Annotated in this window: 22 protein-coding genes, 2 tRNA genes and 1 pseudogene (1 of these 25 running past the window's edge); 21 read left to right on the forward strand and 4 right to left on the reverse strand. The window is 30.6% G+C overall.

What is annotated here, in order from left to right; translation table 11 throughout:
- Both ABWP60_RS00595 and ABWP60_RS00600 read left to right on the forward strand, forming a co-directional pair.
- Positions 1–50, forward strand: a tRNA-Gly gene (locus tag ABWP60_RS00595); it begins 123 nt to the left of the window's first position.
- A gap of 32 nt (positions 51–82) precedes the next feature.
- Positions 83–155: transfer RNA gene (locus ABWP60_RS00600), tRNA-Gly, on the forward strand.
- Between the two features lie 29 nt (positions 156–184).
- On the opposite strand, the gene pepE is transcribed toward ABWP60_RS00600, so the two are convergent.
- Positions 185–892, reverse strand: coding sequence for a dipeptidase PepE (gene pepE / locus ABWP60_RS00605; RefSeq protein WP_353147038.1), 708 nt, complete (start codon positions 890–892; stop codon positions 185–187).
- Between the two features lie 180 nt (positions 893–1,072).
- Between pepE and ABWP60_RS00610 the strand changes: the two genes are divergently transcribed.
- The 5 genes from ABWP60_RS00610 to ABWP60_RS00630 all read left to right on the forward strand — a co-directional run bounded on the left by ABWP60_RS00610 (position 1,073) and on the right by ABWP60_RS00630 (position 5,580).
- On the forward strand, positions 1,073–1,813 hold the full coding sequence (locus ABWP60_RS00610) for a hypothetical protein (protein ID WP_353147040.1): 741 nt from the start codon (positions 1,073–1,075) through the stop codon (positions 1,811–1,813).
- A complete protein-coding gene (locus tag ABWP60_RS00615; RefSeq protein ID WP_353147042.1) occupies positions 1,806–2,309 on the forward strand; it encodes a DUF6702 family protein in 504 nt (167 codons plus the stop codon). Before ABWP60_RS00610 ends, ABWP60_RS00615 begins: the two co-directional genes overlap by 8 nt.
- A 2-nt stretch (positions 2,310–2,311) precedes the next feature.
- Complete coding sequence (locus ABWP60_RS00620) at positions 2,312–4,585, forward strand: M1 family metallopeptidase (protein WP_353147044.1); 2,274 nt, start codon at positions 2,312–2,314, stop codon at positions 4,583–4,585.
- Positions 4,586–4,672: 87 nt separating this feature from the next.
- Positions 4,673–5,005, forward strand: coding sequence for a Sec-independent protein translocase subunit TatA/TatB (locus ABWP60_RS00625; RefSeq protein ID WP_353147046.1), 333 nt, complete (start codon positions 4,673–4,675; stop codon positions 5,003–5,005).
- The gene (locus tag ABWP60_RS00630) at positions 5,005–5,580 is read left to right on the forward strand and encodes a phosphatase PAP2 family protein (RefSeq protein ID WP_353147048.1); all 576 of its coding nucleotides are present in this window, start codon (positions 5,005–5,007) and stop codon (positions 5,578–5,580) included. The genes ABWP60_RS00625 and ABWP60_RS00630 overlap by 1 nt, the downstream gene beginning before the upstream one ends.
- Here the strand turns inward: ABWP60_RS00630 and ABWP60_RS00635 are convergent.
- Complete coding sequence (locus ABWP60_RS00635) at positions 5,564–6,205, reverse strand: O-methyltransferase (protein ID WP_353147050.1); 642 nt, start codon at positions 6,203–6,205, stop codon at positions 5,564–5,566. The genes ABWP60_RS00630 and ABWP60_RS00635 overlap by 17 nt on opposite strands.
- Positions 6,206–6,353: 148 nt before the next feature.
- On the opposite strand from ABWP60_RS00635, the gene rlmN reads away from it, so the two are divergent.
- Positions 6,354–7,394 (forward strand): dual-specificity RNA methyltransferase RlmN, encoded by a 1,041-nt coding sequence (gene rlmN / locus ABWP60_RS00640; protein ID WP_353147053.1) that lies wholly within the window; start codon positions 6,354–6,356, stop codon positions 7,392–7,394.
- Positions 7,395–7,444: 50 nt separating this feature from the next.
- Here the strand turns inward: rlmN and ABWP60_RS00645 are convergent, their stop codons facing one another.
- Positions 7,445–8,338, reverse strand: a complete 894-nt coding sequence (locus tag ABWP60_RS00645; protein WP_353147056.1) for a hypothetical protein — start codon at positions 8,336–8,338, stop codon at positions 7,445–7,447.
- A 103-nt stretch (positions 8,339–8,441) separates the two neighbouring features.
- Here ABWP60_RS00645 and ABWP60_RS00650 point away from each other — a divergent pair, with 103 nt between their 5' ends.
- Complete coding sequence (locus ABWP60_RS00650; protein WP_353147059.1) at positions 8,442–9,422, forward strand: polyprenyl synthetase family protein; 981 nt, start codon at positions 8,442–8,444, stop codon at positions 9,420–9,422.
- Between the two features lie 236 nt (positions 9,423–9,658).
- Entirely contained in the window at positions 9,659–11,638 is a 1,980-nt protein-coding gene (dnaG, locus tag ABWP60_RS00655) for a DNA primase (protein ID WP_353147062.1), read from the forward strand.
- Positions 11,639–11,647: 9 nt separating this feature from the next.
- On the opposite strand, the gene nadE is transcribed toward dnaG, so the two are convergent.
- Positions 11,648–12,457 carry an NAD(+) synthase gene (nadE, locus tag ABWP60_RS00660; RefSeq protein ID WP_353147065.1) on the reverse strand — a complete coding sequence of 270 codons (810 nt, stop codon included), beginning with the start codon at positions 12,455–12,457 and terminating at the stop codon, positions 11,648–11,650.
- A 79-nt stretch (positions 12,458–12,536) separates the two neighbouring features.
- On the opposite strand from nadE, the gene gldB reads away from it, so the two are divergent.
- The 11 genes and pseudogenes from gldB to apaG all read left to right on the forward strand — a co-directional run bounded on the left by gldB (position 12,537) and on the right by apaG (position 22,640).
- Positions 12,537–13,499 (forward strand): gliding motility lipoprotein GldB, encoded by a 963-nt coding sequence (gldB, locus tag ABWP60_RS00665; RefSeq protein WP_353147068.1) that lies wholly within the window; start codon positions 12,537–12,539, stop codon positions 13,497–13,499.
- A 58-nt stretch (positions 13,500–13,557) separates the two neighbouring features.
- Positions 13,558–13,890: a gliding motility protein GldC gene (gene gldC / locus ABWP60_RS00670; RefSeq protein ID WP_353147071.1), complete on the forward strand. Its 333-nt coding sequence runs from the start codon at positions 13,558–13,560 to the stop codon at positions 13,888–13,890.
- A 125-nt stretch (positions 13,891–14,015) separates the two neighbouring features.
- The gene (locus ABWP60_RS00675; RefSeq protein ID WP_353147073.1) at positions 14,016–14,690 is read left to right on the forward strand and encodes a TetR/AcrR family transcriptional regulator; all 675 of its coding nucleotides are present in this window, start codon (positions 14,016–14,018) and stop codon (positions 14,688–14,690) included.
- A 2-nt stretch (positions 14,691–14,692) separates the two neighbouring features.
- Positions 14,693–16,357: a peptidase domain-containing ABC transporter gene (locus ABWP60_RS00680; protein WP_353147076.1), complete on the forward strand. Its 1,665-nt coding sequence runs from the start codon at positions 14,693–14,695 to the stop codon at positions 16,355–16,357.
- Positions 16,358–16,359: 2 nt separating this feature from the next.
- Entirely contained in the window at positions 16,360–17,718 is a 1,359-nt protein-coding gene (locus tag ABWP60_RS00685) for an HlyD family secretion protein (RefSeq protein ID WP_353147078.1), read from the forward strand.
- A gap of 7 nt (positions 17,719–17,725) precedes the next feature.
- Entirely contained in the window at positions 17,726–19,108 is a 1,383-nt protein-coding gene (locus ABWP60_RS00690) for a TolC family protein (RefSeq protein ID WP_353147081.1), read from the forward strand.
- 32 nt (positions 19,109–19,140) lie between these two features.
- Positions 19,141–19,959, forward strand: coding sequence for a type I methionyl aminopeptidase (map, locus tag ABWP60_RS00695; protein ID WP_353147084.1), 819 nt, complete (start codon positions 19,141–19,143; stop codon positions 19,957–19,959).
- A 21-nt stretch (positions 19,960–19,980) separates the two neighbouring features.
- Positions 19,981–20,088: pseudogene (locus ABWP60_RS00700) on the forward strand (GxxExxY protein); the annotation flags it as partial.
- Between the two features lie 59 nt (positions 20,089–20,147).
- Positions 20,148–20,918: a class I SAM-dependent methyltransferase gene (locus tag ABWP60_RS00705; RefSeq protein ID WP_353147087.1), complete on the forward strand. Its 771-nt coding sequence runs from the start codon at positions 20,148–20,150 to the stop codon at positions 20,916–20,918.
- Positions 20,919–20,966: 48 nt separating this feature from the next.
- Positions 20,967–22,208 (forward strand): type IX secretion system plug protein, encoded by a 1,242-nt coding sequence (locus tag ABWP60_RS00710; RefSeq protein ID WP_353147089.1) that lies wholly within the window; start codon positions 20,967–20,969, stop codon positions 22,206–22,208.
- Between the two features lie 45 nt (positions 22,209–22,253).
- On the forward strand, positions 22,254–22,640 hold the full coding sequence (gene apaG / locus ABWP60_RS00715; RefSeq protein WP_353147092.1) for a Co2+/Mg2+ efflux facilitator ApaG/CorD: 387 nt from the start codon (positions 22,254–22,256) through the stop codon (positions 22,638–22,640).
- Positions 22,641–22,668 lie beyond the last annotated feature (28 nt).

Raw genomic sequence — 22,668 nt, forward strand, 5'->3', positions numbered from 1 at the left:
GCGTCAGCCTTCCAAGCTGAATGTCGCGAGTTCGACCCTCGTCTTTCGCTCTAAAACTTATTGAATTTTAAAATTCTACCATGCGAAAGTAGCTCAGTTGGTAGAGCGTCAGCCTTCCAAGCTGAATGTCGCGAGTTCGACCCTCGTCTTTCGCTCTAAAGCCTCAAATTTATTGAGGCTTTTTTTATTTTAAATCACTTAAATCGGCTCCTGTTTCTATTTCAATTGGCGCTTTGCCTTGTTGAAACAATCTAGCAGATAAAGCTCCTTTCAACGTTAGTTTATTTCCCAATACTTCCAACCAACTGCCTTCTCTTAATCCTAGAACAGGTTGCGAATTATAGTAATGAAATTCTTTAATTCTAGTTTCTCTAGTTTCACCCATGTGCCGCAAACCTTCTATTGGATCTAAATAATGAGGATTTAAATTAAAAGAAACCAATCCCAACGTTTTAAAACTCGGAGGATATACTATCGGCATGTCATTTGTAGTATTCATAGTTAAACCACAAATATTACTTCCTGCGCTGGTTCCTAAATAAGGCGTTCCGTTTTCAACCACTTTCTGAATGACATCCAATAAATTATATTTGTACAACATAGCTACCAATACAAACGTATTTCCACCGCCAGTAAAAATAGCTTCGGCTTTTAGTATCGCATCGATTGGATTTTCAAATTCATGAATTCCTTTTACTTCAATATTCAATTGTTTAAAAAACGGTTTTACTTTTTCTGTATATGCCTCGTGCGTAATTCCATCAGGTCGGGCAAAAGGAATAAATACTAGATTGGAAGTAGTTGCAAAGTGTTCTTTCAAAACAGGCAATAAATAATCTAAATAGGTGCCACCGAATAAGGTGGAGGTGCTTGCTATAATAACTTTTTTCATATACTTTACAAATTTTACTCTATTCTTAACAAAATTTTATAAGGATTGTATTTTTGTTCTTTTATTTTTACAAAAAAATTAATTCTTTTACTTATCAAAAAATACATTCAAATAATTTTACTCTTTGTCTCCCAAATAGTAGTTTCACAAAATGATTCTATAATTAAGGGAAAAATTATTGTGGAAACCAACGACAATGAAGGTATTACTATTGTAAATATTTCAAACAAAACTAATACAATTTCTGGAAAAGGAGGCTATTTTAAAATAAAAGCAAAAGTAAATGACACTATTATGTTTAGCGCCATTCATTTAGTTGGCAAAAAACACATCATTACAAAAAAGGATTTTGGTAAAGATTTACTTTTTATAAAATTAGACATTTACACGCGTCATATACAAGAAATCATGGTTACGAATGCTGATGATATCACTGCAGAATCTTTAGGATTGGTTCCTAAAGGACAAAAAAAATACACGCCAGCTGAAAGACGTTTGAAAACCGCAGGTGATTTTAACGGACAATTTGGCTTAAATACCGCTTTTGGTATTGATCCATTAATAAACGCTATTTCTGGGAGAACCAAACAATTAAAAGCAGAATTAGAAGTTGAAAGAAAAGAATTTTTACAATATAAAATAAATACTAACTTTGATTCCGAATATATTATGAATCAATTACACATTCCAGAAGAATATGTACAAGGATTTGTTTTTTATATTGTAGAAGATGAAGAATTAAAAAACGCAGCCAAAGCGAAAAACAAAACGCTAATTTCTTTTAGAATGAGCGCGCTTGCAGTTGATTTTTTGAAATTGAAAAATTTACAACCCTATTATCCAAAACCAGTTGAACCAGAAAAAAGTACAGAAGAAAATTCTATTCCAAAAACAGAATCAGAACCAAAAAAAAATGAATAAAATAAAGTTAAGTTTACTGATAATATTGTTTTCGTTTCTGAGTGCTTTTACTTTGCATAAATTTTATGTTGGGGTTTTTCAAATAGATTATTTTAAAGAAAAAAAAGCGGTTCAAATTACTGCAAGATTATTTATTGACGATTTAGAAAAGGCGTTATATAAAAAACACAACAAACATTTTTATCTTACCACAAATGATGAAATATCAGATGCAAACACTTATATCACTATTTATTTATCCGAAAAATTAAAAATTAAAATCAATAATAAAATTCAAACACTACAGTTTTTATCTAAAGAACAAGAAGATAATATTGTAATTTGCTACTTGAAAATTCCTTTTAAAGATAATTTAAAAGAATTAGACATTTACAATAATGTTTTATCCGATATTTTTAATGAACAACAAAATTTAGTACATTTGAACATTAATGGAAACAAAAAAACAATTTTGTTTACTAATACAGAAACCAACCAAAAACTGAAATACAAATAATTATGAAAAAGCTAATTTTAATCGTTTTCTTATTTTTCGCGTCATTTATCGGCTTTGCACAAGAGGTAAAAAAAGAAGAAACTAAAAAAGAACCTCAAGGGCACACTGATATTAATAAATTTAGTCAAATGTATGCCGAAATGGCTACGCCTAATATGTTTCGAACGGCTTCTGGTGCACCAGGTCCAGCCTATTACCAACAACGTGCGGATTATAAAATTAATTTAGAATTAGACGACAAACTATCCAAAATGTATGGAAGTGAAACCGTTACCTATTATAATAATTCCCCTGAATCTTTAGACTATTTATGGGTGCAATTAGATCAAAATATAGCAAGAAGAGACTCACAAACGCCTTTAATTGATTCTCAAACAATGCCTCAAGCTACTTCAGTAGAAAACTTCACCAAAACATATATGGGTAAAGGTTTTGATGGCGGTTTTAACTTAGAATATGTGAAAGACGAAAAAGGTAATGCCATGAAATACATCATAAATAATACTATGATGCGTATTGATTTACCAAAAGCCTTAAAAAAAGGAGAAAAAGTAGTTTTCTCAATCAAATGGTGGTACAATATTAACGATTACATGAAAGATGGCGGAAATGGTCGATCTGGATATGAAGTATTTCCTGATGGAAATAAAATTTATGTTATTGCTCAATTTTATCCAAGAATGTGCGTATATAATGATGTAGAAGGTTGGCAAAATATGCAATTTTGGGGAAGAAGTGAATTTGCTTTAACTTTTGGAAATTATGATGTTAAAATTACTGTTCCTGCCGATCATATTTTAGATGGTACTGGGGTTTTACAAAACAGAAGCGAAGTCTATTCTGCAGAACAAGAAAAAAGATGGCAATTAGCTGAAAATTCTTTTGATAAACCTGTAATTATTGTTAATCAAGCTGAAGCAACTGCTGCAGAGAAAAGCTTCGCAACTACTAAAAAAACTTGGCATTTAAAAGCAGAAAACGTGCGAGACTTTGCATTCTCTACATCACGTAAATTTATTTTAGATGCAATGGCAGTTCAAGTTGGAAATAGCAAACCAATGGCCATTTCTATGTACCCAAAAGAAGCCAATCCGCTTTGGGAAAACTTATCTACAATAGCTGTAGCTCACACTTTAAAAACCTATTCAAAATATACATTTGAATATCCTTATCCAAAAGCCATTTCCGTTTCCGCAGAAGATCAAGGAATGGAATACCCAATGATATGTTGGAATTTCGGTCGCCCAGATGAAAATGGAAAAATTAGCGATAGAGTAAAATATGGAATGTTAGGGGTTATTATTCACGAAGTAGGACATAATTTCTTTCCAATGATTGTAAATTCTGACGAAAGACAATGGACTTGGATGGATGAAGGTCTAAATACCTTTTTAGAATATTTAACCGAACAAGAATTTGACAAAAATTTCCCAGCAGATAGAGGTCCTGCAAAATCTATTGTTCCTTATATGAAAGGAAACCAACAGTTCTTAGAACCTATTATGAGCCATGGAGATGTAGTATATAATTTTGGTGCAAATGCTTACGGAAAACCAGCAACCGGATTAAATATTTTACGTGAAACGATTATGGGACACGAATTATTTGACCACGCATTTAAAACCTATGCGAACCGTTGGAAATTTAAACACCCTACTCCAGAAGACTTTTTTAGAACCATGGAAGATGCTTCAGCAGTGGATTTAGACTGGTTTTGGAAAGGTTGGTTCTATTCTACTGATGTAGTAGATTTAGGAATTAAAAACGTAAAACAATTTTATGTGACAGAAGATGCTTCTAAAGAAGCGGCTGCAGCCGTGAACAGAAGAGGAAGAAGAATGCCAAACAGCGGACCAATGATTTACTTAGTAAATAGTGAAAGTCCCGAATTGAAACCAGAATCAAAAACAGCACTTGAAACCGAAAAAGTGATGGCTTTAAATGAGTATTTAAACAAAAATTATAACGCGGAAGAGAAAGCCGCTTTAAAAAATCCAAAATATTTTTACGAAGTAGAATTTGACAAACCAGGAAGTTTAATGATGCCAATTATTGCCGAATTACAATTTGAAGACGGTACCACTGAAACTCATAAATTTCCAGTTCAAATTTGGAGAAGAAATAATACTACTGCAAAACGTGTTTTTGCAACAGAAAAAAAAGTAGTAAAAATTCAATTGGACCCAAAATTAGAAACAGCTGATATTGATGTTACCAATAATACTTGGCCAAAAGAAGCCGTTGTGGATAAATTTGAACAAATAGAAAAGAAATAATAAAAATAAAGCCGTCAATGACGGCTTTATTTTTTAGTATTAATTTCATAACTTTTATTACCTTTGTAATTCATAAAACACAAAACTATGTTCGGTATTGGCGGAGGCGAAATTTTTTTTATATTACTTGTAATTCTAATGCTTTTTGGATCAGATAAAATTCCGGAAATTGCAAGAACGTTGGGTAAAGGTATAGCGCAATTAAAAAACGCTACCAATGAAATTAAACATGAAATCCAAAAAGGTTCCGAAGAAAACGGACTTGATTTAAAAAGTTTAACTGGCGGCATTTCAGATGAAATTGCTAGTGCAAAAAAAAGCATGACAGAATATATCAATCCTGTGGAAATTTCAAATCCCATTACGGAAATAAAAGAAGATATTGAAAACGCTACTGGACCAATAAAACGTCAAATGTAATGCTGGATTACTTAATTCATTTAGATAAAAAATTATTTATTTATCTCAATAATTTAGGAGCAACACCTTTTGATGCTATCTGGCTTTTAATTACCAAACAAATCAATTGGACTCCATTTTTTTTAATTTTACTCTTTATTTTATATAAAAAATTAGGAACGAAAAAATTGGGAATAGCCATCCTAATAGTTGCTACATTAATTGCGTTTACTAATGAAATTACAGATGTAATTAAATTTTCAGTACAACGATTACGTCCTTGTAATGATGATACTTTAGTGGGCTTAATAAGAGTAGTAAAAGATAGCGATACCTTTAGTTATTTCTCTGGACACGCAGCAAATTCAACAGCGGCCATGATGTTTGTGTTTTTAATTTTAAGAAAACACTATAAATACAGTTACCTCTTATTTCTGTATCCATTAATTTTTGCTTACAGTAGAATTTATTTAGGGCTACACTATCCTTTAGATATCATTTCAGGATATGCTTTTGGTAGTTTAACGGGGTGGTTATTTTATTTTTTATTTGAAAAAATTTCAAATAAATTTATTATGCCTACAACACACGAGTAACCGTCAAGCCATCTCGGATGGGCAATAAGACGGTTTCTACACGAGAATCTTCATTAATCATTTTATTATAATCAAGTAAAATTTGTGTGCTTTTGTCGTTAGTTTTAACTTCTTCTAAAACCTTTCCGCTCCACAATACATTATCGGATAAAATGATGCCGCCTTTATTCATCAAAGGCACAATCAAATGAAAATAATTAATGTAATTTTCTTTATCTGCATCGATAAAAACCAAATCAAATTTTTTATTTAACGTTGGAATAATTTCAATGGCATCACCAATATGTTGCACGATTTGATTGGAATACTCAGATAAATTAAAATATTTTTTTTGAATTTCTTCTAACTCTTCATTTATATCAATGGTATCTAAGGTTCCGTTTTCTTGTAAACCTTCTGCCAAACATAAAGCAGCGTAGCCTGTATAGGTTCCAATTTCTAAAATAGATTTAGGATGAATTATTTTAGACAACATACTCAAAACCCTGCCTTGAAAATGGCCACTTAACATTCGTGGTTGCAAAATTTTCTGATGCGTTTCTTTATTCAATTGCACCAACAATTCTGGTTCTTGTTGCGAATGATTGGTTACGTAATTTTCTAAATCTTCTGATATAAAGTGCATAACTGTTATAAATTTCAAAGTACAAAAGTACAAATTCAATTGTTTTAAACACAGATTAAAAAAATTTCTAAAATTAATATAATCAGCGTATCATTAAATTGGTATTATGAAAATTGATTAATTGGCACATTAGTAGTACTTTTGCCGTATGCAAGCAGAAAAAAAAGACATACGTGCCTTATCTAAAGAGCAGTTAAGAGATTTCTTTGTCGCTAATGGCGATAAAGCGTTTCGTGGCAATCAAATTTATGAATGGTTGTGGAGTAAAAGTGCACATTCATTTGAAAGCATGACGAATGTTTCGAAAGAAACTCGCGCTATGTTAGAAGCCAATTTCGTAATTAATCATGTAAAAGTAGATACGATGCAACGCAGTGAAGACGGAACTGTAAAAAATGCGGTGCGTTTACACGATGATTTAATTGTTGAAAGTGTTCTTATTCCAACTAAAACGAGAACAACTGCTTGTGTTTCCAGTCAAGTTGGTTGCAGTTTAGATTGTAATTTTTGCGCTACTGCCCGATTAAAACGAATGAGAAACCTAACACCTGGTGAAATTTACGACCAAGTAGTAGCCATTGATAACGAGAGTAAATTGTATTACGACAGACCACTTTCAAATATTGTTTTTATGGGAATGGGCGAACCATTAATGAATTACCCCAACGTAATGAAAGCCATTGACATGATTACGTCAAACGAAGGTTTAGGGATGTCGCCAAAACGAATTACCGTTTCTACGTCTGGGGTTTCCAAAATGATTAAAAAAATGGCAGATGATGAAGTGAAATTTAATTTAGCAGTTTCATTACATTCGGCTATTGAAGCCACTCGAAATGAGATTATGCCATTTACTAAAAGTTTCCCTTTAACTGAACTACGCGAAGCATTAGAATATTGGTATACCAAAACCAAAAGCAAAATTACTTATGAATATGTTGTTTGGAAAGGAATTAATGACGACAAAATTTCTATTGATGCCTTAGTAAAATTTTGTAAATATGTGCCTTGTAAGGTCAATTTAATTGAATACAACGCTATCGATGATGGCGATTTTCATCAAGCTAGTGAACAAGCTACAAAAGACTATATTACCGCTTTAGAAAAAAACAATATTATTGTAAAAGTAAGGAAAAGTAGAGGAAAAGACATTGATGCCGCTTGCGGCCAATTAGCTAACAAATCATAAAAAAAAGAGAAGCAATGCTTCTCCTTTTTTATGAATATGTGTTGTATCAATTAATTACCAATAGTAATTGTATATGAATTTCCGTTGATTGTAAATACGGCAGTATTATCACAATCTCCATTACCGTAATCTAAAGTTGCAGTTACCCCATTTTTAACAAAAGTAATAACTCCTAAAACCAATATTGGTTTAGGATTTTGCGGTGCTAAACAACTCATTCTAGCTCTTAAAGGTGTTGTAATTGTTGCTGTTTGTACCGTTCCGTTTGGATGTGTAGTAGTCCAGTTTCCTGTAATTTTATATATATTATCTGCGAAAATTTGAGTGGTGTTAAATCCTTCTACTAATTCTCTTGTTCTGGTTCCTACACGTGTATAAACATCTCCGTTTGGCATTGTAATAGTCATATCCAACAACATAACTACGATAGGATGTGGAGCAGATGTTGCAGTTGCAGCTGTTAAAGAACGAGTAAATGTTTTTGTTCCAACAAATTTAATATTGTTGTGATAAAAATTATCAAATGTATAAGTTACTGTATGAGAAACCGCTGTTGGTTGATGAACGAAACTAATAATAATTTTCCCTTTAACAATATTTCCATTGTTTAATTGACATCCTGTTGTTCCAAAATTAATGGTTTTTGTTACTTGAGTTCCTGGAGTGATAACCGTTCCAAATGCTGGCAATCTTGTAATTATAGCACAATTTGAAAATACCGAATTGTCATTATTTACACCTCTATATGAAATAGTACTTCCATCAACATTATCAAATAATTGATCTGTAATATTTGATATGTCGTCACTTGCCATATCAATTTTCGCATTTACTAAAGCGTCTGCCGAAGTTAACGTATCCGGAGTAACTTCATTCTCTTTTTCACAAGCTGTGAAAGCAACCAATACTACTATTGAAAATAAAAATTTTGCTATTTTTTTCATCTTTAAAAATTTAATGTTCAGTAAATTAGACTCAAAAATACTAAAAAGGTTTAATTTAAAAAAATATTTTTCTAATCCTTTAATGTGTAGTATCTTTGAGGTAATGAAAATAACGGAGCAAATAAAAGAACCCATAGCCTACGAAATGGAACTTTTCGAGAAAAAGTTTCAATTAGCTATGTCTTCAAAAGTCGCCTTATTAAATCGTATTACACATTATATTGTCAACCGAAAAGGAAAACAAATGCGACCCATGTTTGTGTTCTTAACCGCAAAAATGATTTCAGGCGGTACCGTAAATGACAGAACATATAGAGGCGCTTCGGTTATTGAACTTATTCATACCGCAACTTTAGTGCATGACGACGTAGTAGACGACAGTAATAAACGTCGTGGTTTTTTTTCAATAAATGCCCTTTGGAAAAATAAAATTGCAGTTTTAGTTGGTGATTTTTTACTTTCTAAAGGATTGTTACTTTCAATTGATAATAATGATTTTGATTTATTGAAAATAATTTCTGTAGCGGTAAGAGAAATGAGTGAAGGTGAATTGCTACAAATAGAAAAAGCCAGAAAATTAGATATTACAGAAGACATTTATTACGAAATCATTCGTCAGAAAACAGCTACACTAATAGCTGCTTGTTGTTCACTAGGAGCTTGTGCAGTGGCGCCTGAAAAAGCAAAAACTATTGAAAAAATGCGCAAATTTGGTGAATTAATTGGAATGGCGTTTCAAATTAAAGATGATTTATTTGATTATACTGAAGATACTATCGGAAAACCAACAGGCATTGACATCAAAGAACAAAAAATGACCTTACCATTAATTTATACCTTAAACAATTGCACTTCAAAAGAGAAAAGTTGGATTATCAATTCGATAAAAAATCACAATAAAGATAAAAAACGAGTAAAAGAAGTAATTGCCTTTGTAAAAAATCAGGGAGGATTATCTTATGCCGAACAAAAAATGGTGCAATTTCAACAAGAAGCACTTCTTCTTATTCAAGATTTTCCTGAATCAATATATAAAGATTCCCTTATTTTGATGGTAAATTACGTTATTGAAAGAAAGATTTAGACACTAGCAAAAAAAATGTCAAAATTCAATTTCAATAAAAAAACAATACCTATACAACCTTTTTTAAATCATTCTCGTCTTTACAAACGGTCAATTAAATTTGAGTTATAAAAAATGCTTTTTTCAAAACCTACAAGGAAATTTCTTGTAGGTTTTTTTCTTTTAATTTAATAATGTGTATTTTTACGAACTTTGAATTTTCAAATTACCTCATTTTCAAATTATCGCAATACATTTTGATATCTAAAGAAACCATAGAAAAAGTATTTGACCAAGCTCGTGTAGAGGAAGTCATTGGCGATTTCGTACAACTCAAACGTTCCGGAAGTAATATGAAAGGACTTTCGCCGTTTGTAAACGAAAAATCGCCATCCTTTATGGTGTCACCAGTGAAACAAATTTGGAAAGATTTTAGTTCTGGAAAAGGTGGAAATTCGGTTACTTTCTTAATGGAACACGAACATTTTACGTATCCAGAAGCGATTAAATATTTAGCAAACAAATACGGAATTGAAGTCGAAGAAACCATTGTTTCTAATGAAGATATCGAACAAGCAAACGAAAAAGAAAGTATGTATTTGGTCTCAGAATTTGCCAGAGATTATTTTCATAAAACTATGCTCCATACCGATGAAGGACAAGCAATTGGTTTGTCTTATTTCAAGGAAAGAGGGTTTACAAAAGAAACTATCGAAAAGTTTCAGTTGGGTTATTCTCCTGATATCTGGGATGCGTTTACCAAAGAAGCCTTAGGAAAAGCCTACAAATTAGAGTATTTAGAAAAAACAGGTTTAACCATTATAAAACAAGAAGACGGAAAAACATTTGACCGTTTTAAAGGTCGTGTCATGTTTCCTATCCAAAGTATGAGTGGCCGCGTTTTAGGCTTTGGTGGTAGAATTTTAACTAACGATAAAAAAGCGGCGAAATATTTAAATTCGCCAGAAAGCGAAATCTATCATAAAAGTAAAGTTTTATACGGAATTTTTCAAGCCAAACAAGCGATTGCCAAACAAGACAATTGTTATTTAGTAGAAGGGTATACCGATGTGATTCAGTTTAATCAAAGCGGTATTGAAAATGTTGTTGCTTCATCTGGAACGGCATTAACAGCAGACCAAATTCGTTTGGTAAACCGATTAACCAATAATATTACCGTACTTTTTGATGGTGATGCTGCAGGTTTACGCGCTTCTATCCGTGGAATTGATTTAATTCTGGAAGCAGGAATGAACGTAAAAGTTTGTAGTTTTCCGGATGGTGAAGACCCCGATAGTTTTGCCAAAAACAATTCGTTTGACGTTTTAAAAAACTATTTAGACGAAAATTCAAAAGATTTTATTCAGTTTAAAGCTGATTTATTAATTAAAGAAGCCAATAATGACCCTATAAAAAAAGCAGAATTAATTAGAGATATGGTAAATAGTATTTCTAAAATTTCTGACACAATTAAACGCGAAGTATACATTAAAGAATGTTCGCGCATTATGGATATTTCAGAAGAAGTATTGTATAACACGTTAGCTCAAATGCTTAAGAAAGATATTTCTGAAGCCAATAAAAAATATACCGAAGAGAAAAAAGCATTTGAAGTTCATAAAAACAATGTGCAATTACAACCTGAAAAAATTGATATTTTATACGAATTGGAACAAAAAATTATAGAAATATTATTAATTAACGGTTCTAAAACAGATGATTTTACTGAAACATTTTTATCAAAAGACGATGCAGGAAACATTGTAGAAGTAAAAGAAACCAACTCGTATAAAGTATACGAAAAAATATATTTGGCACTTCAAGAAGACGAAATTGAGTTGTCAAACCCAATTTTTAAAACCATTTACTCCGATATAATCAATTACTACAATCAAAATATCGAATTTGAAATTGATAAATATATTTCGCAAACTTCACCAGAAATAGCCAATAAAATCACCTCAATTTTAATGCTTGAAGAACGAGATGTTTTACACAAATGGGAAAGTAGAAAAATCGTAGTGGAAGATAAAAACATTAATTTAGCACAAAGTGTAAATGAAACTATTTTATCTTACAGATGGTATTTATTAAATAGCATTATTGAAGAAAATAAAAACAAAATTACTACAGATATTTCTATCGATAATTCAGAAATTCTCACCACTATTAAAGATTACATATCGTTAACTTCCGTAATTGCAAAAAATTTAGGTCGGGTTTTAGCTCGATTTTAAACTAAACTTTTAGTTTTTCAAATATTTTGGAATTTCACAAACAGGAATGGGTTGCATTTTATGTTGGTTCACTTTATTTAATCGCTGGTATATTTTAAATACTTCCGCTTCTCTTCCAACAAAATTTTCAATGGTTTTTCCATTTTCAATGGCTTCCATCGCCCACTCTAACTCGTCATAAGAAGCGCCTAATTGGTCTTCATCGCTTCTGTCATCGCCAAAAAGTCCATCAGTTGGTTTAGCAATTAAAATACTTTCAGGTACACCTACAAATTTAGCCAATTGTCTTACTTCGCTTTTCATTAAATCAGCAATCGGACTTATATCTACCCCACCATCACCATATTTTGTGTAAAAACCTACCCCAAAATCTTCTACTTTGTTTCCTGTTCCAGCCACTAAAAACCCGTGAATTCCAGCCAAATAATACAAAGTTGTCATTCGTAAACGCGCTCTGGTATTGGCTAATGTTAAAGCTAAAGCTGCCTCATTTTCACTAGTTGGTACGCTGTTTTTAAACGTTTCAAAACTTGGTGTCAAGTCTACTCTTTCGTTAAACACGTTTGGGAAACGAGATTTTAATTGATGAATATGTTCATTCGCTCTATTTACGTGACTTTCTGCTTGATGAATTGGCATTTCTACACACAATACCGGAAAACCCGTTTGTGCGCATAATGATGAGGTTAAGGCGCTGTCAATTCCACCAGAAATCCCAATAACAAAACCTTTTACACCAGAATTTTGTGCATAAGTTTTCAGCCAATTGACAATATAAGTATGAATTTCTTCTAAATGTAGCGTTGTTTTATTTGACATAATTTTAATAAATAATTTAGGTATATAATTATATATTTGCAGTTCAGTAATTTTTGATAAAAATAGTAAATTTCATACGATGAAAAAATTAATCTTCTTGCTAATTTCAGTTTTTTGTTTCCTGCAATGTAAAAAAAAGGATGCCGTTGAAATTGTAGACATCAAAAAATCAGTAGATTTAAATATTGAACGTTTCGATAAATTATATGCGGCGGCTACTCCAAAAACTTTACCAGAATTAAAAAATCAATATCCATTTTTATTTCCAAAGCAATTTCCAGATTCAATTTGGTATGCCAAATTAAACGATCCTATTTTTAAAGAATTAAATGTAGAAGTTTCGAAACAATTTCCAGATAATTCAAAAATTGAAGACGATTTAGAAATGTTGGTTTCGAGAATTAAACATTATTTTCCTGAAGAAAAAACACCACGAGTAATTACTTTAGTGAATGAAGTTTTGATTGATAAAAAATCGTTTTACACGAATGATTTAATTTTAATTTCACTAGATACGTATTTAGGAAAAAATCATAAATTTTATGAACCGTTTGCTGAATATCAAAAAGCCAACTTAGAACCGCATCAAATAGCACCGGATTTAGTAACTAATTTTGCCTACAGAAAAATAGTGCCATCACAAGACAAAACATTAATTAGTGAAATGATTTATTATGGAAAATTACATTATTTAAAAGACATTTTACTTCCTGAAACGCCTAATTATCAAAAAATTGGATATACAGAACTGCAAGAAAAATTCTGTTTAGAAAATGAATTTCAAATGTGGAGTTATTTAGTTGATGAAAAACTGTTGTACGATAATAATATAAAAAATTACCAACGTTTTATAGAAGACGGACCATTTACAAAATTCTATTTGGAAATTGATAGAGAATCGCCTGGAAGAATTGGTCAGTGGTTAGGTTGGCAAATTGTAAAAAGTTATATGGAAAACAATGATGTAACTTTAGACCAATTATTAAAAACAGAACCAACCGTTATTTTTAACAAATCGAAATACAAACCAAAAAAACAGTAAGTAGTTATTTTACTGTTTTACCCTATTCCCTTTACCCAAAACCTTTTACCTAATAAAAATGAGCAAAACATCTGAAATTAAAGTAAACATAGCATTAGACGAAAATAATGTCCCAGAAAAATTAACTTGGTCAGCACAAGATGGTGGCGTAAATAACGAAGAAGCCAAAACGGTTTTATTATCCATTTGGGATGCAAAAGCAAAAGAAACGCTTCGTATTGATTTATGGACAAAAGATATGCCAGTGGATGAAATGAAAATATTTTTCCATCAAACTTTAGTAGCTATGACGGATACGTTTCAACGTGCTACTGGAGATGAAAAAATGGCGGGCGCTATGACCGATTTTTGTGATTATTTTGCTGAAAAATTAGAATTAAAGAAAAACTAATTTTTTTTAAGACACTAAAAAACCATCTTTATGATGGTTTTTTTTATGAAAATTTCTTAAATTATAGTTAAACTATTATATATTAATAGTATTACTATTATATTTGCATTTTAAATTATTAATCTATGCAAGATTTATTAGCAAATATTAAAATACAAGTCAATCCAAAAACGTTCGTAAAAGATCCTGAAACGTCTGATTTAGGGAAAAAAATTATTCAAAATAGTATTTTACTTATAGACGAAATTGGTTTTGAAGAATTTACATTTAAAAAATTAGGCGAAAAAATTGGTTCGAACGAAAGTTCTATTTACCGATATTTTGAAAACAAACATAAATTATTGGTGTATTTATCTTCTTGGTATTGGGCTTGGATAGAGTATCGCTTGGTCTTTTCTACCAATAATATTGAAAATAAAATTGAAAAATTGAAAAAAGCAATTGCAATTGTTACTGAAACTATTGAAGACGATTGTGTAACAGAACATATTAATGAAGCTATTTTAAATAAAATTATTATAGAAGAATTTACAAAAACTTTACACAGCAAGCAAGTTGACGAAGAAAACAAAAAAGGCTTTTTCTTGATTTACAAGCAAGTAAATTATAGAATAGAAAGAATGATAATGGATATTAATCCGGAATATCCCTACTCAAAAAGTTTGGTTTCATCAATTATTGAGGGCGCTTTACACCAACATTTTTTAAAAAATCATTTAAAAACAATAACTAATTGTAATGAAAAAGTAAGTGCATCCGATTTTTATGTTCACTTAATTGAAAACCTTTTAAATAAATAACTATGACTCCACTTCAAAGATTTTTTAATCTATTACGATTAGATAAAAAAGATATCGTACAAATATTTTCATATGCCATTTTTTCGGGTTTAATTAGTTTATCATTACCATTAGGGATTCAGGCAATAATTAATTTTATTCAAGCTGGAAGAATTAGTGTGTCTTGGATTGTTTTGGTAGTTTTGGTAGTAATTGGGGTAATTTTTGCAGGAATTTTATCCTTAATGCAATTGCGTATTTCAGAAAATTTACAACAAAAAATCTTCATACGCTCTTCGTTTGAATTTGCGTATAGAATACCAAAATTAAAATTTAATGAAATTCATAATTCGCAAACGTCTGAATTGGCGAATCGATTTTTTGATACTATTTCTATTCAAAAAGGAACATCAAAACTACTCATAGATTTTTCTTCCGCGTTTTTGCAAATATTTTTTGGTATCATTTTACTTTCGTTGTACCATCCGTTTTTTATTTTATTCGGAATTTTTCTAGCTATCTTATTATACTTAATTTTCAAATTTTCATACCAATCAGGATTACAAACAAGTTTAAAAGAATCTAAATCGAAATATAAAGTAGCCAACTGGTTATTAGAATTAGCAAAAAATAATTTTAGTTTTAAAAACCCAAAACATCTTGAATTTGCTTTAGAAAAAAACAATAGTCTGGTAATAAAATATTTAGGTTATAGAGAAAAGCATTTTAACGTGATAAAAAGACAATTTTCACAACTATTAATTTTTAAAGCATTAATTACTTCGAGTTTATTGCTTATTGGTGGCTTTTTAGTAATTAATCAAAAAATGAATATTGGACAGTTTGTAGCGGCAGAAATTATTATTTTATTAGTAATTAATTCTGTTGAAAAAATAATTTTAGGTTTAGAAACCTTTTACGACGTACTAACATCTGTTGAAAAAATTGGACAAATCACTGATTTAGAATTAGAACCTGTAGAGGATATGTCAATTGAAAATAATTCGTGTTTTTCTAATTTATCTATTACCTTGGAAAATGTTGAATTTAAATTTGAGTTTGAAAATGAAAATGTATTAGAAAATATTGACTTAGAAATTAATCAAGGGGAAAGAATTATAATTGAAGGAGAAAATGGTTCGGGAAAAACGACTTTAATACGATTATTGAGCGGTTTATTACAACCAACAAAAGGTCATTTTATTATCAATGACGACACCTACAACAAAGTAAACATAAACGATTATCGCAAACATTTTGGTAGTATTCTTTATGGCGAATCGCTCTTTGAAGGAACAATTTTAGAAAACATAGCCTTTAACCAAAAAATAGAAAATAGTAAACTAAAATGGGCTTTAGATGGTGTGGATTTAACCACATTTATTAAAACATTGCCATTAGGATTACAAACACCAATATCATCTGATGGGAAACAACTTTCGTCATCCAATATGCAAAAAATATTAATTGCAAGAAGCATCATAAATGAACCAAGAATTTTATTTTTTGAAAATTCTCTAGACAAAACAGATTCAGAAACTGCCAAAAAAATCATTGATTTCTTATTGCATAAAGATCAAAAATGGACGATAATAGCCGTTTCTAAAAATGAGTACTTTAAAGAAAAATGCAGCCGAATTATCACTTTAAATGAAGGTAAAATTAGTAAGGATTTTAAAAAAATATAAATATGTTAAATATTTCAAATAAAAACAGCATTCCAGTTTCTAATTTAGAAAAACATAGTGCCGTACAACAACTTAATAATCCAAAACATTATAAAATACTAAACAAAGTATTAGTTGTTTTTTCAATTTTATGTGTAGTTGTTATATTCTTACCCTGGACACAAAACATATCAGGTTCTGGGGCGGTTACCACCTTAAAACCAAATCAACGACCACAAACTATACAATCATTAATTTCAGGAAGAATTGAAAAATGGTATGTTAATGAAGGTGATTATGTAGAAAAAGGCGACACTATTTTATTCATATCAGAAATAAAAGAAGATTATTTAGATCCAAATCTGGTAGAAAATACAAAAAATCAAATGGATGCTAAAGTAGATGCTGTTGATGCTTACGAAGGCAAAGTTGAAGCATTAGGCTCGCAAATGGGTGCTATAAATAATGAAAGAAACTTAAAATCAAAACAAGCTAAAAACAAAATAAAACAAGCTATTCTTAAAATAAAAAGCGATAGCATGGATTTAGAAGCTATAAAAACACAAATAAAAATTGCCAACACGCAATTTAAACGTGCCGTTCAACTAAATAAAGAAGGATTAAAACCGTTAACCGATGTAGAAGAAAAACGTTTAAAATTACAAGAAATTGAAGCAAAAATAATTACCCAAGAAAATAAATTATTAAGTAGCGAAAACGAATTGATCAACGCACGAGTAGAAATTAGTCGAATTAATGCTGAATATTCCGAGAAATTTTCAAAAGCGCAAAGTGATCAATTTACGGCACAAAGCAATAAATATGACACAAAAGCACAAGTAAACAAATTGGAAAACCAATATCAAAATTACAAAATAAGAAACGGCATGTATTACATAACAGCACCTCAAAATGGCTATGTTAACCGTGCATTAAAATCTGGGCTAGGTGAAAACATCAAAGAAGGCACACCAATTGTAAGTATAATGCCAGCAAAATATGATATTGCAGTAGAAACGTATGTTTCTCCAAATGATTTTCCTTTAATTCAAAAAGGCGAAAAAGTACGTGTTTGGTTTGATGGATGGCCAACAATTGTCTTTTCAGGATGGCCAAATTTATCTTACGGAACTTTTGGTGGAAAAATTGTAGCTATTGAAAATTTTATTTCAGAAAATGGGAAATACCGAATTTTAATTGCACCTGATGAAACCGACAAACATAAATGGCCGAAACAATTAAGTATCGGATCTGGAGCACAAACTATGGCGCTTTTAAATGAAGTTCCTATTTGGTTCGAAGTTTGGCGAACACTTAATGGATTTCCACCAAACTATTACAAAACAACTAAAGAAAAAAGTAAAGATGTTTCTGAAAAATAACACAAAAATGAAATTTTATTATTTTATACTATTTTTTGCAATACATACTGTAAATGCTCAAGTTACAAGTGAAATGTCCTTTAACGAGTATATGGGAATGGTGAAAAAATTTCATCCTTTAGTAAAAATTGCCGATTTGGAAATTTCGCAAGCGCAAGCCAATTTATTAATGGCCCGTGGTGCTTTTGACCCAAAATTAGAAGCCGATTTTAACAATAAAGAATTCGGTGATAAAAAATATTATTCCGTTTTTAATGGTGGATTTAAAATTCCAACTTGGTACGGAATTGAATTTAATGGCGGTTTTGAAAGTAATGAAGGTACCTTTCTAAATCCAGAAAATAACACACCAACAGATGGTTTAAATTACGCTGGAATCTCCATTCCGCTTTTACAAGGTTTTCTTATTAATCAAAGAATGGCCGATTTACGAAAAGCAAAAATAAACGTTAATTTGAGTGTGGCTGAAAGAAAATTACAAGCCATACATATTTTGCACCAAGCCGCTATCTCCTATTTTAATTGGAAAAAAAATTATGAAGAATTTACATTATACGATACCTATTTAAAAAATGCTGAAATACGATTAACCGGAATTAAAACACTAATTGAACAAGGCGATAAAGCAGCAATTGACAGTGTGGAAGCAAATATTATCGTAAAAAACAGACGATTAAACAAAGAAGATGCACTTCTAAAACTAACGAAAGCACGTTTAGAACTATCTAATTTTTTGTGGACAAACAATGCTGTTCCAATTGAATTAGAAGAAAATATGTATCCTGAAATAAATTTATTTAAAAATATTCAAGAGTATTTAAACACCAATGAACTGAACTTAATAAATTTTCAAACAGAAAATCATCCTAAAATAAATGCTATTAATTATAAGATTAATATGCTTGAAGTAGATAGAAAATTAAAAGCCAATCAATTACTACCAAAAGTAGATTTGGGCTATAATTATTTATCAAACACAAACCAATTTCAAGAATTTCGATTTCAAGATTATAAATTTGGAGTAAATGTTGCACTACCATTATTTTTAAGAAAAGAACGAGGTAGCTTAAAATTAACCAAACAAAAAATTGAATCGGAAAAATTTGGATTAAATTTTGAAAAAGAACAATTAATAAACAAAATTGAATCGCAAAAAGCTGAAATTCAATCTTTAAAAAGACAAGAAAACCTAATTACAGACTTGGTAGAAGACAATTCAACATTATTAAATTCCGAAGAACGATTATTTAATATGGGAGAAAGTTCGTTGTTTTTAATAAATACACGAGAAAACAATTTAGTTCTGGCACAATTATCAAAAATTTCAATCGAAAATAGATTTTATGTTTCCAACGCCGATTTGTTTAAAACAATAGCAAATCCAGATTAATTTTTTACTTTTGCAGTCTCAATATCAAGAAGATGATTATAATAAAAACTGCTGAGGAAATAGAATTAATGCGTGAAAGTGCCCTAATTGTTTCCAAAACGTTAGGCATGATTGCAAAGGAAATTAAACCCGGAGTTACCACACTATATTTAGATAAATTAGCTGAAGAATTTATTCGAGACCATGGTGCCGAGCCAGCCTTTTTAGGTATGTATGGTTTCCCGAATTCGTTATGTATGAGTCCAAATACGCAAGTAGTGCACGGTATTCCAAACAACACTCCTTTACAAGACGGTGATATTATATCTGTAGATTGCGGAAGTTTAAAAAATGGATTTTACGGTGATCATGCCTATACTTTTGAGGTTGGTGAAGTAGCTGAAGAAACCAAAAAACTACTACAAGTTACCAAAGAATCTTTATATGTTGGAATTAAAGAAACAAAAGTAGGCAATCGTGTGGAAGATATTGGATATGCTATACAAACCTATTGTGAAAGTCACGGCTATGGTGTAGTTCGAGAATTATGCGGACACGGTTTAGGCAGAAAAATGCACGAAGATCCAGAAGTAGCGAATTATGGAAAACGTGGGCATGGAAAAAAATTAGTCAACGGAATGGTAATTGCCATCGAACCAATGATAAATTTAGGCACCAAAAACATTGTGCAACATAAAGATGGATGGACCATCACTACGGCTGACAACAAACCTTCCGCACACTTTGAACACGATGTAGCTATCGTAAACGGAAAACCAGAATTACTTTCTACTTTCGCATACATTTATGAAGCTTTAGGAATTGTAAGCCATGAAGAAGACGGATTAAGAAGTGTGCCGTTAGTATTGTAAAACCAATACGAATTAACAAATAGCGAAACAAAACAAGTATTAAACTATCTTGCGGCTTCAAAAAAAAAGATTGGAATTTTAGCTAATTTTGGTGAAGATAGTTTAAAATATAAACGTTTAATTTTATAAAATCAAATCAGTGAAATTTGTGAAAATCTGTGTTCATAATTTCTTTGTGAAACAACAATATGAAAAAAATATTTAAATTTATTCTGAATACCATTCCGCGTCCTATTTTAATTAGATTGAGTATTGTAGCACGACCAATTATTGCATTTCTTTTAAAAGGCAATAAATTTACCGATCCAATTGACGGTAAAAGCTTTCGAATGTTTTTGCCTTATGGGTATGGCACTCAAAGAAACAACGTGTTATCACCGAGTACCTTATCATTAGAAAGACACCGTCTGTTATGGTTATATCTTCAAAATGAAACTAACTTTTTTACTAAATCAGAAAAAATAAAAGTCTTACATTTTGCCCCAGAGCAAGAATTTTACAAACGTTTTAAAAAACAAGCCAATTTAGAGTATACAACTACCGATTTACTTTCGCCATTGGCTGATGTAAAAGCAGATATTTGCAAGTTACCGTTTCCAGATGATACCTACGACATTATTTTATGCAATCACGTGTTAGAACATATTCCTGATGATACAAAAGCGATGCAAGAATTATACCGAGTAATGAAACCAGGTGGAATGGGAATTTTTCAAATCCCTCAAGACTTAAATAGAGACATTACTTTTTCTGATGATTCGATTACCGATCAAAAAGAACGTGCTAAAATTTTTGGGCAATATGACCACGTTCGAATATATGGAAGAGATTATTTTGACAAATTAAGAAGTATTGGTTTCCGAGTGGAAGAAGTAGATTATACAAATAATTTACCTTCTGAATTAGTAGAAAAATATTGTTTGGCAAAAGGCGAAATTATTCCTGTGGTATCTAAATAATTATATTTAGATTAGTTTTTATACCTTTATGAATTGAAAATAACATTTATGAAGCAATTATTAAAAATCTTTATGATAGTAACTACAACTTTTGTTTTTTCACAAGAAAAAGAAGTAGTGCCACCTTACAATATTAAAACGGTTACTTTTTCGCAGAATGTAAACAATACCATTCCGTTTTTTAGATTGGGTGAAAATTTCGATTTGCAATTTGATGATTTATACGGTAACGAAGCCGATTATTTTTATACCATTGAGCAATACAATTACGATTGGACACCAAGTCAATTACTAAAAAATGAATATTTAAATGGTTTAGATAATCAACGGATTCAAAACTATCAAAACTCGTTAAACTGTTTGCAAATTTATTCGCATTACACGTTGAGTTTTCCAAATAAATTCAATCAAATTATCAAAAGCGGGAATTATATTGTAAAAATTTTTGATGAAGATCAAGAAATCGTGTTTTCAAAAAAATTTATTATTTACGAAGACGAAACGGCTGTAGGGATTACTATCAGACGTTCTCGTGATATGGAAACTGTAAATAAAAAACAAAATATTGAATTTTTTATAGATTACAAAGACAAGCCTTTACAAAATCCAAAGGAAAACATTAAGGTTTCTATTTTTCAAAATGGAAAATTAAGTTCCGCTATTCATCATATCAAACCACAATATACGATTGGCACACAATTGATTTACAGATATAATAAAGAAACCCAATTTTGGGCTGGAAATGAATTTTTAAATTTCGAAAACAAAAATATTCGAGGGGCTTCTAACTCGGTTTTTAAAGTAACTTCTGGAGATATTTATAATACCATTTTATACACTAACGAAGAAAGAAAAAATAAAATTTACACCTATTTTCCGGACATAAACGGAAACTTCTTTGTAAACAATTTAAATGCCGCTCAAAATTCAATTGAAGCTGATTATTCTTGGGTGTATTTTGGTTTGACTACAGATGTAAATCCGTTAGAAAAATCAATTTATGTAACAGGAATGTTTAACAATTATCAAATTTCAGATGAATACAAAATGGAATATAATTCCGAGACAAAAACATTTGAAAAACCCATTTTATTAAAACAAGGATTTACCAATTATCAATACACTTTAGTAGATAAAAACGGAAAAATTGATGAACAAAATGCTGTTGACGGCAACTTTTATCAAACTGAAAACGAATACATTGTTTTAGTATATTATCGAGGTGGCGCGGAACGTTATGACAGAATTATCGGTATAGGAAGGGCAAATAGTACGGATATTAAGAATTAATTTTACCCTCCTATTTCAATAACTTTTATTTAATAGAAATTACAAATGGTTACTCAAATTACAAGTAATATTAAAATTTCGGTGATTACAAACTACGAAGGCATTTACTACAAAGAGTATCAAATGTTGCATGCCTTTTCCTATCAAATTACTATTGAAAATTTAAGTTCAGATGTAGTGCAATTACAAGCCCGCCATTGGGATATTTTTGACACCCTAAATAATGTAGAAACCGTTGAAGGCGAAGGCGTAGTAGGTCAAACACCTATACTCGCTCCAGGAAAAAAATATGTGTATTCTTCAGGTTGTATGTTAAAAGGTACTATAGGTGCTATGAATGGTTTTTATACGATGGCAAATTTCTCAAATAATACATATTTTAAGGTTCAAATTCCTACATTTAAATTAGTTGTTCCTTATGCAATTAATTAATTATACCTAAACTTTCAAGGGTAATAAT

Source organism: Flavobacterium sp., from assembly GCF_040402895.1.
Classification (GTDB): domain Bacteria; phylum Bacteroidota; class Bacteroidia; order Flavobacteriales; family Flavobacteriaceae; genus Flavobacterium.